Annotated in this window: 10 protein-coding genes; 9 read left to right on the top strand and 1 reads right to left on the bottom strand. The window is 57.5% G+C overall.

Annotation, left to right across the window (positions count from 1 at the left end):
• The first annotated feature begins 20 nt into the window (after positions 1 to 20).
• Genes ACZ5AM_RS10235 through glmM form a run of 8 tightly spaced genes read left to right on the top strand, consistent with a single transcriptional unit; the run spans position 21 to position 12,990 of the window.
• Positions 21 to 2,018, top strand: a complete 1,998-nt coding sequence (locus tag ACZ5AM_RS10235; RefSeq protein WP_464914840.1) for an alpha amylase N-terminal ig-like domain-containing protein — start codon at positions 21 to 23, stop codon at positions 2,016 to 2,018.
• A gap of 34 nt (positions 2,019 to 2,052) precedes the next feature.
• Complete coding sequence (locus ACZ5AM_RS10230; protein WP_464914839.1) at positions 2,053 to 3,513, top strand: extracellular solute-binding protein; 1,461 nt, start codon at positions 2,053 to 2,055, stop codon at positions 3,511 to 3,513.
• A gap of 46 nt (positions 3,514 to 3,559) precedes the next feature.
• Positions 3,560 to 4,462 (top strand): carbohydrate ABC transporter permease, encoded by a 903-nt coding sequence (locus tag ACZ5AM_RS10225; protein WP_464914838.1) that lies wholly within the window; start codon positions 3,560 to 3,562, stop codon positions 4,460 to 4,462.
• The gene (locus ACZ5AM_RS10220) at positions 4,462 to 5,811 is read left to right on the top strand and encodes a sugar ABC transporter permease (RefSeq protein ID WP_464914837.1); all 1,350 of its coding nucleotides are present in this window, start codon (positions 4,462 to 4,464) and stop codon (positions 5,809 to 5,811) included. Before ACZ5AM_RS10225 ends, ACZ5AM_RS10220 begins: the two co-directional genes overlap by 1 nt.
• Before the next feature lie 58 nt (positions 5,812 to 5,869).
• Positions 5,870 to 10,003, top strand: coding sequence for a glucodextranase DOMON-like domain-containing protein (locus ACZ5AM_RS10215; protein ID WP_464916140.1), 4,134 nt, complete (start codon positions 5,870 to 5,872; stop codon positions 10,001 to 10,003).
• 30 nt (positions 10,004 to 10,033) lie between these two features.
• The gene (locus ACZ5AM_RS10210) at positions 10,034 to 11,152 is read left to right on the top strand and encodes an ABC transporter ATP-binding protein (RefSeq protein ID WP_464914836.1); all 1,119 of its coding nucleotides are present in this window, start codon (positions 10,034 to 10,036) and stop codon (positions 11,150 to 11,152) included.
• A gap of 32 nt (positions 11,153 to 11,184) precedes the next feature.
• Positions 11,185 to 11,586 carry a UPF0146 family protein gene (locus ACZ5AM_RS10205; protein ID WP_464914835.1) on the top strand — a complete coding sequence of 134 codons (402 nt, stop codon included), beginning with the start codon at positions 11,185 to 11,187 and terminating at the stop codon, positions 11,584 to 11,586.
• A 30-nt stretch (positions 11,587 to 11,616) separates the two neighbouring features.
• The gene (gene glmM, locus ACZ5AM_RS10200; protein ID WP_464916139.1) at positions 11,617 to 12,990 is read left to right on the top strand and encodes a phosphoglucosamine mutase; all 1,374 of its coding nucleotides are present in this window, start codon (positions 11,617 to 11,619) and stop codon (positions 12,988 to 12,990) included.
• On the opposite strand, the gene ACZ5AM_RS10195 is transcribed toward glmM, so the two are convergent.
• Positions 12,977 to 13,792, bottom strand: coding sequence for an MBL fold metallo-hydrolase (locus ACZ5AM_RS10195; protein ID WP_464914834.1), 816 nt, complete (start codon positions 13,790 to 13,792; stop codon positions 12,977 to 12,979). The two genes, glmM and ACZ5AM_RS10195, sit on opposite strands and share 14 nt — an antisense overlap.
• Before the next feature lie 113 nt (positions 13,793 to 13,905).
• Between ACZ5AM_RS10195 and ACZ5AM_RS10190 the strand changes: the two genes are divergently transcribed.
• Entirely contained in the window at positions 13,906 to 15,174 is a 1,269-nt protein-coding gene (locus tag ACZ5AM_RS10190) for a M20 family metallo-hydrolase (RefSeq protein ID WP_464916138.1), read from the top strand.
• Positions 15,175 to 15,202 lie beyond the last annotated feature (28 nt).

Below are 15,202 nucleotides of genomic sequence, written 5' to 3'. Positions count from 1 at the left end.
GTGATACAAAGGTGGTCAAGGTGTATAAAACTTTCGGGTTCGTCGAGGACTGGAGGTTCGGAAGACTGGCGGAGGTCGAGTTCTCGATTCCCGCAGGCAACGAGAAGTACGCCTACCTCCTGGGGAACTTCAACGCCTTCAACGAGGGCTCCATCAGGATGAAGAAACGTGGAAACCGCTGGACTGTGAGGGTTCTCCTCCCAGAGGGCGTCTGGAGGTACGCGTTCTCGCTTGGAGGTGAGTTCAAACCCGACCCCGAAAACCCGAGGCTGGAGGACTACCGCCGCCTTTCCTACAAGTTCGAGAGGAAGGTCAGCGTGGCTGAGATAGTCGGCGGTGAAGATGTCTACCACTCCCCCGCCCTGCTGTACCTGTACTCCTTCGGTGGCAGGACCCACTTCATTTTGCGGGGTAAGAGAAACGCCATCCGCTCGGCCCTACTGGTGGTGAATGGTGAGGAGGTTGGTATGCGGAGGAAAGCTCACGACGGGCTCTTTGAGTACTACGAGGCAGTCTTTCCAGGCCGTCGGGGCGAGGTGGAGTACTACTTCCTGGTCGAGAGGACATCTGGGGTGGTCGAGGAGATCGGCCCGTTTAGGGCCGTCCCAAACGAGCTTGAAGCCCCCTCATGGCCCCTGGAGAGCGTCTTCTACCAGATAATGCCCGACAGGTTCGCGGTCGGCATCGGGGAGAAGGAGCTGCCTCTGGATGGGGAACCCTTCCACGGCGGTGATTTGAGGGGAATCGTTGAGCACGTAGACCACTTGGAGAGCCTAGGCGTCAACGCGCTCTACCTGACGCCGATCTTTGAGTCGATGACCTACCACGGCTACGACATCGTTGACTACTACCACGTGGCCGATAAGCTAGGAGGAGACGGGGCTTTTGATGAACTACTGAGTGCCCTCAAGAAGCGGGGAATGAGGCTCGTTCTCGACGGCGTCTTTCACCACACGAGCTTCTTCCATCCCTGGTTCCAGGACGTCGTCAAGAAGGGTGGAAGGAGCGAGTACAAAGACTTCTACAGGGTAACGGGCTTTCCAGTCGTCTCATCGGAGTTCCTCGAGATCCTCAACTCCGACCTCCCATGGATCGAGAAGTACAGAGCGCTGAAAAGCTTGAACTGGAACTACGAGAGCTTTTACTCTGTCTGGCTGATGCCGAGGCTGAACCACGACAACCCTGCCGTTGTCAATTTCATAGCCGACGTTATGGGGTTCTGGCTCGACAAAGGGGCCGACGGCTGGCGCCTCGATGTCGCTCACGGCGTTCCCCCGGAAGTCTGGCGCGAGGTCAGGAAAAGGCTACCCAAGCAAGTGTACCTCTTTGGTGAGGTCATGGACGACCCCCGTCTGTACCTCTTCGACGCATTTCACGGGGTCATGAACTACCTCCTATACGATGCGATACTGAGGTTCTTTGCCTTCGAGGAGATCGACGCAGAGGAGTTTCTGAACGAGCTTGAGCTCCTGAGCGTCTACTACGGCCCGGCCGAATACTTCACCTACAACTTCCTGGACAACCACGACACGGAGCGATTCATCGATCTGGTTGGAGGGGATGAGAACAGGTACCTCTGCGCCCTGGCGTTCCTGATGACCTACAAGGGAATCCCCTCGATCTTCTACGGCGATGAAATTGGTTTGGAGGATTCGGGAGAAGGCATGAACGCCGGGAGGACGCCGATGGAATGGGACGGGAGCGGATGGGACGCTGAGTTGCTGGAAACAACTAAGGCCCTCATCTCGCTCAGGAGATCCAGCAGGGCCCTCCAGATGGGTAGGTTCGTCCCCCTTTACGCGGGGGGTAGGGTTCTCGTCTACCTCCGGGTTCACGGTGGCGAGAGGGTCGTAGTGGGACTGAACTGCTCCGATGAGGATCTGAAACTGAAATTGCCGGGGTTGGGGCCCCTCGAGGTCCCTTCATCCTCGTTCAAGATTATACAGCAGTGCCGCGTTGCCGGATGGGGGCCGGAAAGCCGGCATGAAAGCGCAAGATATATATATCACCCTCGATGATACTCTACTGCCAAAACACGGTGGGTGGTGAAAAATGAGAAAGGGACTGTTTACCCTGTTTTTGATTGGAGTTTTGGTCTTTGGCGTAGTGGCCAGCGGCTGTATTGGAGGAGGTGGAGGGGAAACCACCAGCTCAAGCCCGAGTAAAACCACCTCCAGCCCGACCAAGACCACGACCACCACGACAACCGCTACCTCAAGCTCACCCACGACAACCACTGCCTCACAGAGCGAGACCACGACAACCTCAGCTTCCGAAACAACCACCACGACGACTACCCAGCCCGCTACCACCACTACGAGCACTATCACGACCACCACAACCACAACGACGACCACTACCACGAGCACCCCTGGCCAGAAGGTTACGATTGTTCTCTGGCATACTATGGGTGAGGCCGAGGCCCAGACCTTCAAAGACCTCATAGCCGAGTTTGAGATCGAGCACCCGAATATTCAGGTTCAGATGGAGTACAAGGCCAGCCTCGAGACCGCCCTCAAGGCGGCTATCCCGGCTGGAAAGGGTCCGGACCTCTTCATCTGGGCCCACGACTGGATTGGAAAGTTCGCTGATGCCGGCTTGCTCAAGCCGATAGACGACTACGTTACTGATGACTTCAAGAGCAACTTCGTCACGATTGCCCAGGACGCCTTTGAGTACAAGGGCCACTACTACGGCGTTCCCTTTGCGGCTGAGACCGTGGCTCTGATATACAACAAGGAAATGGTTTCCAACCCGCCCCAGAACTTCGACGAGATGAAGCAGATAATGCAGCAGTACTATGATCCAGATAACGGTAAATACGGTTTGGCTAGCCCTATAGATGGATATTTCCTGTCGGGATGGGTTCACGCGTTTGGAGGCTACTACTTCGACGACAAGACCGAGCAGCCGGGCCTCAACAAGTCCGAGACCCTCCAGGGCTTCCAGTTCTTCTTCAACAACATCTGGCCGTACATGGCCCACACCACCGACTACAACTCCCAGGTCAGCCTCTTCACCGACGGCAACGCTCCAATGATGATCAACGGCCCGTGGAGCATCTCTGGGGTTAAGGAGGCTGGCATAGACTTCGGCGTTGAGCCCCTCCCGCCGATAACGATTAACGGCAAGACCTACTATCCGAGGCCCTACGCTGGCGTCAAGCTGATCTACGTCACAGCCAACGCCAAGGACGAGAAGATGGGGGCTATCTGGGAGTTCCTCAAGTGGTTCTCGACCAGCGAGGACGTGGCCCTTACTCTAGCATTCCAGAACGGTTACGTTCCGGTCCTCAAGAGCGTCTCTGACAACCCTGACGTTCAGAGCGACCCTGTTATCAGCGGTTACATGAAGGCCTTGGAGCACGCCTACCTCATGCCGAAGAGCACCAAAATGGGTTCGGTATGGGGTGCTGTGAACAATGCCATTACCGACTACATCGGCGGCAAGAAGACCCTTGAGCAGGCCCTCCAGGATGCACAGCAGGAGATACTCCAGGCTATTGGCGGGTGATTCTCTCCCCCTTTTCTATCTTACATGATCGTGAGGGGTGGATAAAATGAGGAAGAGCACGAAGGCAGCGTTAATGCTCATCCTACCCGGTATAACTGCTTTCCTCTTTTTCAACATCTACCCGATAGTTTACTCCATATATCTAGCCTTCACGAACGCCCAGCTCGGCAACTTCCCGATACAGACGCCCAACGCACCTCCCCTGAAGTTTGTGGGGCTTGAGAACTTCAGGTGGGCCATCAACGACCCGGGCTTCAGGTCGGCGTTCCTCTGGACCTGGGTCTTCGTGGCCACCAGTGTTACCCTCAAGGTGCTGGCTGGGGTTTTCCTGTCGGTGCTCTACAACAGCAAGTACGTGATAGGCAAGTCCCTCTACAGGGCCCTCCTCATAATCCCCTGGGCCCTTCCGCTCCTGTTCTCGATAACCGTGTGGAGGTTCATGTTTGATCCCGTCCTAGGCCCCGTTAACATAATCCTTAAGGATCTGGGAGTATCCAACCCGCCGGACTGGATTAACAACACCTTCTACGGCTTCATAGCCCTCAACGTCATCGAGGTCTGGCTGGCCTACCCGTTCATGATGACGGTTATAACCTCGGCCCTTCAGTCTGTCCCCGACATACTAATCGAGGCGGCCATTATAGACGGGGCCAACTACTGGCAGAGGCTTACCAGGGTGGTCATCCCGATAGTCAGCAAGCCCATAGCTTTCTCCACGATCCTAACGAGCGCGGCCAGCTTCCAGTACTTCCTAGTGCCGTTCCTCTACAACGGCTCTCTGTTCCAGGACAGGTTCCTGCTCCTCTACGGCTACCAGAAGGCGTTTAGTTCGGCATCCATACCCCACTACGGTAGGGCGGCGGCGGTTCTCTTCATAGCCACCGTGATCCTCGCCATCTACATGTACGTGAGCATGAAGATAACCAAGCTCCAGGAGGGTGCCAGCTGATGAAGATCTGGGGAGATCTCCACTTCAAAAACCGGAGGGAAGTCCTTAAGGCCGCTGGAATCACCCTGCTGGCCATCCTGGTCATGGGGATAATCCTCTTCCCCGTCTACTACATGTTCGTCGTCTCTCTGAAACCCCAGGGAACGATAGCCTCGACGTCAATAGACTTGATCCCGGACAAGGTGACCCTTGAGAACTACAGGGAGATCATCATCGGACACGAGGAGGCGACGGTCAAGTCCAAAGTTTTCAACCTGACGAGCGAGGGTGGAAAGCTCATAGGAACGGACTACACCATCGAGTACAGGGACGGCGCCATCTGGGGCAAGTCGTACATAGACTCCAAGTTCAACCTCAAGTACGTTAGCGATCTGAAGATCGAAGGGGCCAACAAAACAACCCGGAACGACCAACTGTGGTACGTCAAGGGTAAGTTCGCCTCCATGAACGCGAAGGAGATAGACTCCAGCACAGGTATTATCGGCAGGGTCTACCTCAAGGCCGGGGAGGTCAGGGTAACCGTCGATGACCCCGAGAAGACGAGGCTCTCGCTCGAGGGCCTCACCAAGGTGGACAACAACACGTACGTTGGCAAGGACGTTACCCTCAAGCTACCTGGCAGGGTCAGGATAAACTCGGAATCAGGAAAGCTTGAGGTCACGGACTTCTACTACGTCATCATAAACAAGGTCGGCGGCCAGTTCTTCGGCTACCTCAAGAGGAGCCTAATCATAGCGACGCTGACGGTAATCCTTACCCTGCTCTTCGTGATTCCGGCGGCTTATGCTTTCTCAAGGCTCAAGTTCTTCGGAAGGGAGCACGTGCTCTACTTCTACCTCATGTTCACGCAGGTTGCCGGAGGCCTGGGAATAGCGGGCCTTGTAGCGCTCTACGGAATGCTCGTCAAGCTGGGCCTCACGGACAACCTCTACGTGCTTCCGTTCATCTACGCGGCCGGTGGAGTTCCTTTCAACACATGGCTGCTCAAGAGCTACCTCGACTCGATAAGCACGGACTTCGACGAGGCGGCTTTAGTTGACGGTGCCAGCTACCTCCAGATAATAAGGTACGTCCTCCTGCCGATGTCCCTGCCTGGAATAGCAACAGTTGCAGTGTTCGCTTTTATCGGAGGATGGACGGAGCTTATCTTGGCGAATCTTCTCCTTAGCAAGGAAAGCCTTTATCCGCTCTCGGTATGGCTGTACAGCATGCTCAACGACCTCAGGAACGTCAGCTGGAACCAGTTCTCCGCTGCCGCGCTGCTCTTCGCACTGCCTGTGTTCATAATGTTCCTCCTGGCCCAGAACTACATAAAGAGCGGTCTGACCGTTGGAGGACTGAAGGAGTGATTTCATTGTTGTCTTCCTCTAACCTTCGTGGAGGTGTGGCGTGATGTTGAAAGGAAGGATGAAAATCGGTCTCTCCCTGCTGTTGATGGGCTTTGTGGCCCTGAGCGTCTTCAGTGCTGGCCTCGGAAGGGCCTCGGATGAGGAGCCGAAGCCCCTCAACGTCATCATAGTGTGGCACCAGCACCAGCCCTACTACTACGACCCGGTCCTCGGCGTCTACACGAGGCCGTGGGTCAGGCTCCACGCGGCCAACAACTATTGGAAGATGGCCCACTACCTCAGCGAGTATCCCGAGGTTCACGCCACCATAGACCTCTCGGGCTCTCTGATAGCCCAGCTGGCCGACTACATGCACGGCAAGAAGGACGTGCTCCAGATCATAAGCTACAAGCTTGCCAACGGCGCTCCCTTAACCCTCGACGAGAAGTGGCAGATGCTCCAGGTTCCGGGTGGCTTCTTCGACCACACCATACCCTGGAACGGCGAGCCCGTCACCGACTCCAACGGAAACCCGACGAGGGACTTCTGGGACCACTATACCGAGCTCAAAGACAAGCTGATGAACGCCAAGCAGAAGTACGCCAACCTGCCGCTTGAGGAGCAGAAGGTGGCCATAACCAACGAGTTCACCGAGCAGGACTACATCGACCTCGCCGTCTACTTCAACCTCGCCTGGATAGACTACGGCTACATAATGGATCACCCCGAGCTCAAGGCCCTCTACGAGAAGGTTGATCAGGGCGGCTACACGAGGAACGACCTCAAGACCGTCCTCAACGCCCAGACCTGGCTCCTCAATCACACCTTCGAGGAGCACGAGAGGATAAACTACCTCCTCGGCAACGGCAACGTCGAAGTTACGGTCGTTCCCTACGCCCACCCGATCGGCCCGATACTCAACGACTTCGGCTGGGAGAGCGACTTCGACGAGCAAGTCAAGAAGGCGGACGAGCTCTACAAGGAGTACCTCGGCAACGGGACCGTCACCCCGAAGGGCGGCTGGGCGGCGGAGTCAGCTCTCAACGACAAGACCCTCGAGATACTCGCCGAAAACGGCTGGCAGTGGGTTATGACCGACCAGATGGTTCTCCAGAAGATGGGCATCCCGGACACCGTCGACAACTACTACCACCCGTGGGTGGCCCAGTTCGGCGACAAAAAGATCTACCTCTTCCCGAGGAACCACGACCTGAGCGACCGCGTCGGCTTCCGCTACTCGGGGATGAACCAGGATCAGGCGGTTGAGGACTTCGTCAACGAGCTCCTCAAGGTCCAGAAGCAGAACTACGACGGCTCGCTCGTCTACGTGGTGACGCTCGACGGCGAGAACCCGTGGGAGCACTACCCCTACGACGGAAAGCTCTTCCTGACCAAGCTTTACCAGAGGCTCACCGAACTCCAGGAGCAGGGCCTCATAAGGACCGTCACGCCGAGCGAGTACATAAAGCTCTACGGGGACAAGGCCAAGGTTCTCACCCCCAAGGCCATGAAGTACCTCGACCTCAAGGATCATGTCGGAGCCCTCCTCGAGGCCCAGAGCCTCAACGAGCTCTACGACATGGCCGGGGTCGAGGGAACCCACCAGTGGCCCGAGAGCAGCTGGATAGACGGGACACTCTCCACGTGGCTCGGCGAGCCCCAGGAGAACTACGCCTGGTACTGGCTCTACGAGGCCAGGAAGACCCTGATGGAGAACAAGGAAAGCATGGACCTCTCCTCATGGGAGAACGCCAACGAGTACCTTCTCAGGGCGGAGGCGAGCGACTGGTTCTGGTGGTATGGAAGGGACCAGGACAGCGGTCAGGACTACGCCTTCGACCGCTACTTCAAGGTCTACCTCTACGAGATGTACAGGCTCGCTGGCCTTGAGCCGCCGAGCTACCTCTACGGCAACTACTTCCCGGACGGCGAGCCCTACGTCAGAAGAGCTCTGGACGGCCTCAAGGAGGGCCAGGTCAACACCTACTCGAGCCTCTCCCCGCTTGCCAAGAACGTGAGCGTCTACTTTGATGAGAGCGGCCTGCACTTCGTCGTTAGAGGCAACCTCAGTGAGTTCGAGGTCAGCCTCTACGAGACCAACAGGCACGTTGGAAACACCTTCACCCTGCTTCAGGAGAGGCCCGGTGAGCTCAGGTACACAACCTGGCCGTTCTCGGCCGACAGCGTCGGCCTCATGATAACCAAGCACATCGTTTACGCCAACGGGAGCGCTTGGATATACAACTCCACAGACTACGAGAACAGCACGCTCCTCGGAAACCTGACCGTCAAGCGTGACGATGGAAGCGTTGAGGTCGTTGTCCCCTTCGACTACATTGAGAGCCCGAGCGACTTCTACTTTGCCGTCTCAACCGTCAGGAACGGCAGCCTCGAAACGATAAGCACGCCAGTAGAGCTCAAGCTCCCGGTCCAGGTTAAGGGGGTCGTTATAGCCGACATAAAGGATCCCGAGGGCGACGACCACGGGCCCGGAACCTACACCTACCCGACCGATGGCGTTTTCAAGCCCGGTGTCTTCGACCTGCTCCGCTTCAGGATGCTAGAGCAGACCGACGGCTACGTCATGGAGTTCTACTTCAAGGATCTAGGTGACAACCCGTGGAACGGGCCAAACGGGTTCAGCCTTCAGATAATAGAGGTCTACCTGGACTACCAGCCCGGAGGGAACACCTCGGCCATAAAGATGTTCCCGGACGGGCCTGGAGCGAACGTTAACCTGGATCCGGATCACCCCTGGGACGTCGCGTTTAGGATTGCAGGATGGGACTACGGAAACCTCATCGTCCTCCCGAACGGAACCGCGATACAGGGCGAACTCCAGATCTCGGTCGACCCGACGAAGAACGCCATAATCGTGAAGGTGCCCAAGAAGTACATTAAGATCGACGAGGATTACGGCCTCTGGGGAGACGTCCTCACCGGCAGTCAGGACGGTTATGGCCCTGACAAGTGGAGGCCTGTTGCCGTCCAGGCGGAGCAGTGGAAGGTCGGTGGTGGAGACGTTGACGCCATTATCGCCGGCGTTGAGCCGAGGGTTATGGATGAACTCGTTCCAGCTGGCTTTAAGCCGACCCAGGAGGAACAGCTGCAGAGCTACGATGCTGAAAACGGCAAGAGGGCGACGGTCAAGGCCATACCTCTGCTCAAGACCGGCATAGTTGTCAAGGATCCCGAGGGCGACGATCACGGGCCCGGAACCTACACCTACCCGACCGATGGGGTCTTCGTTCCAGGTGCTTTTGACTTCCTCAAGTTCAGGATGGTCGACGAGGACGACCACTGGCACCTTGAGTTCTACTTCAAGGATCTCGGCGACAACCCGTGGAACGGACCCAACGGGTTCAGCCTCCAGATCATTGAAGCGTACTTCGACTTCAGGCCTGGTGGGAACACTTCTGCCATAAAGATGTTCCCGGATGGGCCTGGAGCGAACGTCGACCTTGATCCAGATCACCCGTGGGATCTCGCGCTTAGGATTGCCGGCTGGGACTACGGAAACCTGGTTGTCCTTCCGAACGGTACGGTTTACCAGGGAGAGCTCAAGATAAGTGCCGACCCAACGAAGAACGCTATTCTCGTTGACGTCCCGAAGAGGTACCTCCAGTTCAACGACACCTACGGCCTCTACGCCGCTGTCCTTGTTGGCAGTCAGGACGGTTATGGTCCTGACAAGTGGAGGCCTGTTGCCGTCCAGGCGGAGCAGTGGAAGGTTGGAGGCGGGGACGTCGACGCCATCATAGCCGGCGTTGAACCCCGCGTCATGGACCTCCTTGCCCCGGCGGGCTTTAAGCCAACTCAGGAGGAGCAGCTGCAGAGCTACGATGCTGAAAACGGCAAAAGGGCAACCGTCGTCATGATCCCGCTCGTCCAAGGGGCAGGGGGAGCCGGTGGAACCACGACAACTACGAGTACTACGACGACTACGACAACGACCGCCACAACCACCACGACCACAACTACAACTACCACCACAACCTTCCCGGGTTCAGGCAGTGGCGGAACCACAACTACCACAACCACTACGACCTCTTCGCCTACTACCACCACGACCAGTTCCCCGAGCAAGACCACGACGACCACTACCACAACCACGACTACAACTACCACCAGCAAGAGCAAGGGCGGAATCTGCGGCCCAGCGGCTCTCGTTGGACTTGCAGCAATACCGCTCCTCCTCAGAAGGAGGAACTGACCCCTTCCTTTTCCTTTTGGAGGTGATCAAATGGCGGAAGTAGTGCTCAAGGGCGTGTGGAAGAAGTTTGGTGACTTCACCGCGGTTAGGGACATGAACCTCCACATAAAGGACGGCGAGTTCATGATCCTCCTTGGCCCGAGCGGATGCGGGAAGACCACGACGCTGAGGATGATAGCCGGCCTCGAGGAGCCCACAAAGGGCCAGATATCCATCGGCGGAAAGCTCGTTGCCGACCCCGAAAGGGGCATCTTCGTCCCGCCAAAGGACAGGGACATAGCGATGGTCTTTCAGAGCTACGCTCTCTACCCGCACATGACCGTTTACGACAACATAGCCTTCCCGCTCAAGCTCAGGAAGGTTCCCAAGGATGAGATAGACAGGCGCGTTAAAGAGGTCGCTGAGATGCTCGGCCTTAGCGAGCTCCTGAACAGAAAACCTAGGGAGCTTTCCGGCGGCCAGAGGCAGCGTGTGGCCCTGGGGAGGGCCATAGTCAGAAAACCCCAGGTGTTCCTCATGGACGAGCCGCTGAGCAACTTGGATGCAAAGCTCAGGGTCAAGATGCGCGCCGAGCTCAAGAAGCTCCAGAGGCAGCTTGGAGTGACGACGATATACGTCACCCACGACCAGGTCGAGGCAATGACCATGGGCGATAGGATTGCGGTGATAAACAAGGGCGAGCTCCAGCAGGTTGGAACGCCTGACGAGGTCTACGACAGGCCGGCGAACACCTTCGTCGGCGGCTTCATAGGCTCGCCGCCCATGAACTTCCTCGATGCCACCGTTACCTCCGACGGCTTCGTGGACTTTGGCCCCTTCAGGCTCAAGCTCCTGCCCGACCAGGTTGAGGTGCTCGAGGAGGGCGGCTACCTTGGAAAGGACGTCATCTTCGGCATAAGGCCCGAGGACATCTACGACGCCTTCTTCGCCCAGGTGAAGGTTCCGGGGGAGAACATGGCCAGGGCCATGGTGGACATCATCGAGAACCTCGGTGGCGAGAAGATAGTGCACCTGAGCGTCGAGGACGTTGTCTTCACCGGCAAGTTTCCGGCGGAGTCGAAGGTGGAGGAAGGTCAGGAAGTGGACGTCGTCTTCGACATGAAGAAGATCCACGTGTTTGACAAGGGGAGCGGCAAGGCGGTCTTCTGAAGCTTTTTAAGTCCCCTCCCCCATTTTCTCCCATGCCGATCGAGGACTTCGCGGAGTTTCTGGCAAAGAACGTCCCAAGGGGCAAAATAGTGGAGCTCGGGATAGGCTTCCAGTTCAAGGTGGCTTTGAGACTGAAGGAGCTCGGCTACGACGTTTTGGCCGTCGATTGGAACCCTTCATCGGTCGAGAAGGCTAGGGAGCTGGGCATCAACGCGGTCAGGGACGACGTCTTCACCCCGAACCTCGACCTCTACCGCTCTGCTAAGGCGCTCTACTCGGTGAGGCCAACGCCCGAGATAGTGAAGCCCATCCTCGAACTCGGGGAGAGGCTCGGGGTCCCGGTTTACATCCTTCCCCTCGCGGGCGATACGATGCCGAAAGGTCTGAGGCTCCTCAACTTCAGGGGGCTGGCCATCTACGCCAAAGGTATTTAAGCGGCCGCCGGAGTATTATCGGTGGTGCCGATGAAGCTCTTCGGAACCGCGGGGATACGTGGGACCCTCTGGGAGAAGGTCACCCCTCAGCTCGCTCTCAACGTTGGTATGGCCGTTGCCACCTACAAAAACGGCGGAACCGTCGCCGTCGCCAGGGATGGTAGGACTTCGAGCGTGATGCTCCAGAACGCCCTAACAGCTGGCCTGCTCTCTGCTGGTTCTTCAGTCCTGGATCTCGGCCTCATCCCCACCCCGACCTTGGCCTGGGCCACTAGGGAGAAAGCTGACGCCGGCGTCATGATCACGGCGAGCCATAACCCGCCGACCGACAACGGGATAAAGGTCTTCAACGGGGACGGAACTGAGTTCTACGTCGAGCAGGAGGAGGAGCTGGAGCGGATCGTCTTCTCCGGAAACTACAGGAGGGCGAGGTGGGACGAGATAGGAGTAGTAGAGTATGTGGACGTCAGGGAAGACTACATCGGTGCGGTTCTCGACTTCGTAAACCATGAAACGAACCTGAAGGTCCTGTACGACGGCGCCAACGGTGCTGGAAGTGTTCTAGCTCCATACCTCCTCCGCGAGATGGGGGCCAGGGTGGTGAGCATCAACGCCCACGTCGACGGTCACTTCCCGGGCAGGAAGCCCGAACCGAGGTACGAGAACATAGCCTACCTTGGCCAGCTCGTGAGGGAGCTGAACGTTGATCTGGCGATAGCTCAAGACGGCGATGCAGACAGGATAGCGGTCTTCGACGAAAAGGGGAACTACGTCGATGAGGACACCCTAATAGCCCTCTTCGCCAAGCTCTACGTGGAGGAGCACGGCGGTGGGACCGTCGTCACGTCGATAAACACGGGTTCGAGGATAGACGAGGTCGTTGAGAGAGCGGGTGGAAGGGTCTACCGCGTCCCCCTTGGCCAGCCCCACGACGGGATAAAGCGCTATGGAGCGATCTTCGCCGGCGAACCCTGGAAGCTCGTCCACCCGAAGTTCGGGCCCTGGATAGACAGCTTCGTTACGATGGGGCTTCTGATAAGGCTCATCGACGAGGAAGGGCCCCTATCCAGGATAATCGAGGAGAACATCCCGACGTACTACCTGACCAAGAAGAACGTTAGATGCCCGGATGAGCTGAAGAAGGATGTCGTGAAGAGGGCCGCCGAGGTTCTCAGGGAAAAGCTCGGCGACCAGGTAGTGGAGGTTCTGACGATCTCTGGCTACCGCTTCAACCTGAAGGACCGCTCGTGGGTTCTCGTTAGGCCGAGCGGGACGGAGCCGAAGGTTCGCGTGGTCGTCGAGGGGCCGAGCGAGAAGAGGCGCGACGAGCTCTTTGAGCTCGCCTACGGGGTGGTCAAGAGGGCCGTCGAAGAGGGGATGAAAAATAAAGCTAGACGAACCTAGCCGGCCTTAAAGTCCTCACCGCTATCTCCTTTTTGTCCACCATCACCCTGAAGCCCTCCTTGGCTATGTACGTCTTAACCCCGGTGACGTTCTCGATGTACTTTGCCTCCTTGTAGGGGTTGGCGAAGTGCATCTTCATTCCTATGTGGTTCATGACGAGCACTTCCGGCTTCCTCTCCATTCCCTTGAGCATCTCGACCGCGTCATCGGTGCTCATGTGGTAGGGTATCCCCATGTCCCTGGGCCGGGTTATCGCGGCTATCAGAACCCTGGCCCCGTCGTGCCACTCCCTCAGCTCGTCGAAGTAGGCCGTGTCGGGGATGTAGGAGATGTCACCGTAGGCCGTCTTCATCCTGAACCCTATTGTGGTTGGATCTGAGTGCTTGGCGGGAGTTACCAGGAGCTCCTCCTCGCCTATCGCTATCTTGTTGCCCGGCTCTGGAGTGTGGACGCTCTCAAGGACGTCGATGTGGTACTTGCTTATCGCGGGGGTGTGGTCTTCGTCGCCGTAAACGACGCTCTTCGATGCTATGAGCGTGCCCCTCTTCTTTAGGGCACCGCCCGTCATGGCCTCGACCATTATCTCGAGGTCGTTGCAGTGGTCGACGTGCCTGTGGGAGACGAAGATTGCGTCGAGCTTCCGGGGATCGAGCTTGTACCGCCAGCTCCTCACTAATGCTCCAGGCCCGGGATCGACGTAGAGGTTCCTGCTGGCCCTTATGTGAAATCCCCCGGTGGAGCGGAACTGGGTTATGGTTATGAAGCGCCCTCCTCCGCTCCCGAGGAAAGTTATCTCTATCAACCCAACACCTCCTTTCCTTCTGCGGACGTGTGGGGTATGGTGAGGGGGTATATAAGACATTTGGGTGACAAAAAGCGTTTAAGCCTGCGGAACTACATACCCCGGTGGTCGGAATGGAGGAAACGCTGGCCAAGGTATCCCGGGAGATCGAGAAGCTTCGGGACGAGATGGTGGAAACCCTCGTCGAACTCATAAAAATCCCGGCGATAAGCCCGGACTACGGCTACGAAGGAGAATACGACAAGGCCCAGAAGCTGCTCGAGATGATAAAGGACTGGCCCTTCGATAAGGTGGAGGTCTACAACGCGCCCGACGAGAGGGCCAAGAACGGCGTCAGGCCCAACATTCTGGCTTACTACTACGGCGAAAAGGGCGAGGAGAGCGAGAGGCTCTGGATACTCACCCACATCGACGTCGTCCCGCCCGGTGACCTGAGCAAGTGGACGGTAACCGAGCCCTTCAAGCCGGTCGTCAAGGACGGAAAGGTCTATGGCAGGGGAAGCGAGGACAACGGCCAGAGCCTCGTTGCAAGCCTCTACGCCGTTAGGGCCATGATGAACCTCGGGATAAGGCCGAAGAGGACTGTAATTCTCGCCTTCGTCAGCGACGAAGAAACTGGAAGCAAGTACGGAATCGGATGGCTCATGAAGGAGCACCCGGAGCTCTTCAGGGAGAACGACCTGGTTCTGGTTCCGGACGGTGGAAACGAGGACGGAACCTTCATCGAGGTCGCTGAAAAGAGCATCCTCTGGTTCAAGGTCAAGGTCAGGGGCAAGCAGGTTCACGCCAGCATGCCGGACAAGGGCCTCAACGCCCACCGCGTAGCGCTCGACTATGCCTACCACCTCGACAGGCTCCTCCACGAGAAGTACTCCGAGAGGGACGAGCTCTTCGAGCCGGCCGAGAGCACCTTCGAGCCGACGATGGTTAAAAATCCAGCGGACAGCCCCAACATAGCCCCCGGCGAGCACGAGATAGTATTTGACTGCAGGGTTCTGCCGAGGTACAGCATAGACGACATCCTGAGAGACGCCGAAAGGCTGGCGGAGGAGGTCAAGGGGAGATATCGGAAGGAGTTCGATGGAAAAGTTCTGCCCGAGATAGAGATGGAAATCCTCCAGTGCCTCGACGCTCCAGAGCCAACGGACCCCAACAGCGAGATAGTGGTTCTCCTGAAGGAGGCACTCAGGAGGCTCCGCGGCAAGGAGGCAAAGGTCGGAGGAATTGGAGGAGGAACCTTCGCGGCCTACTTCAGGAAGCTGGGGATTCCCGCGGTGGTCTGGGCGACCCTCGACGAGACCGCCCACCAACCCAACGAGTACGCGAAGATAGAGAACATGGTCGAGGACGCCAAGGTCATGGCGGCTTTAGCTATTCTCTGAGCGAAAAACTTTTCCCACTCTTTCCCAA

It is taken from the genome of Thermococcus fumicolans (assembly GCF_055386755.1).
The sequence above is the reverse complement of the archived record's forward strand: the minus strand, read 5'-3'. Positions and strand labels throughout refer to the sequence as shown.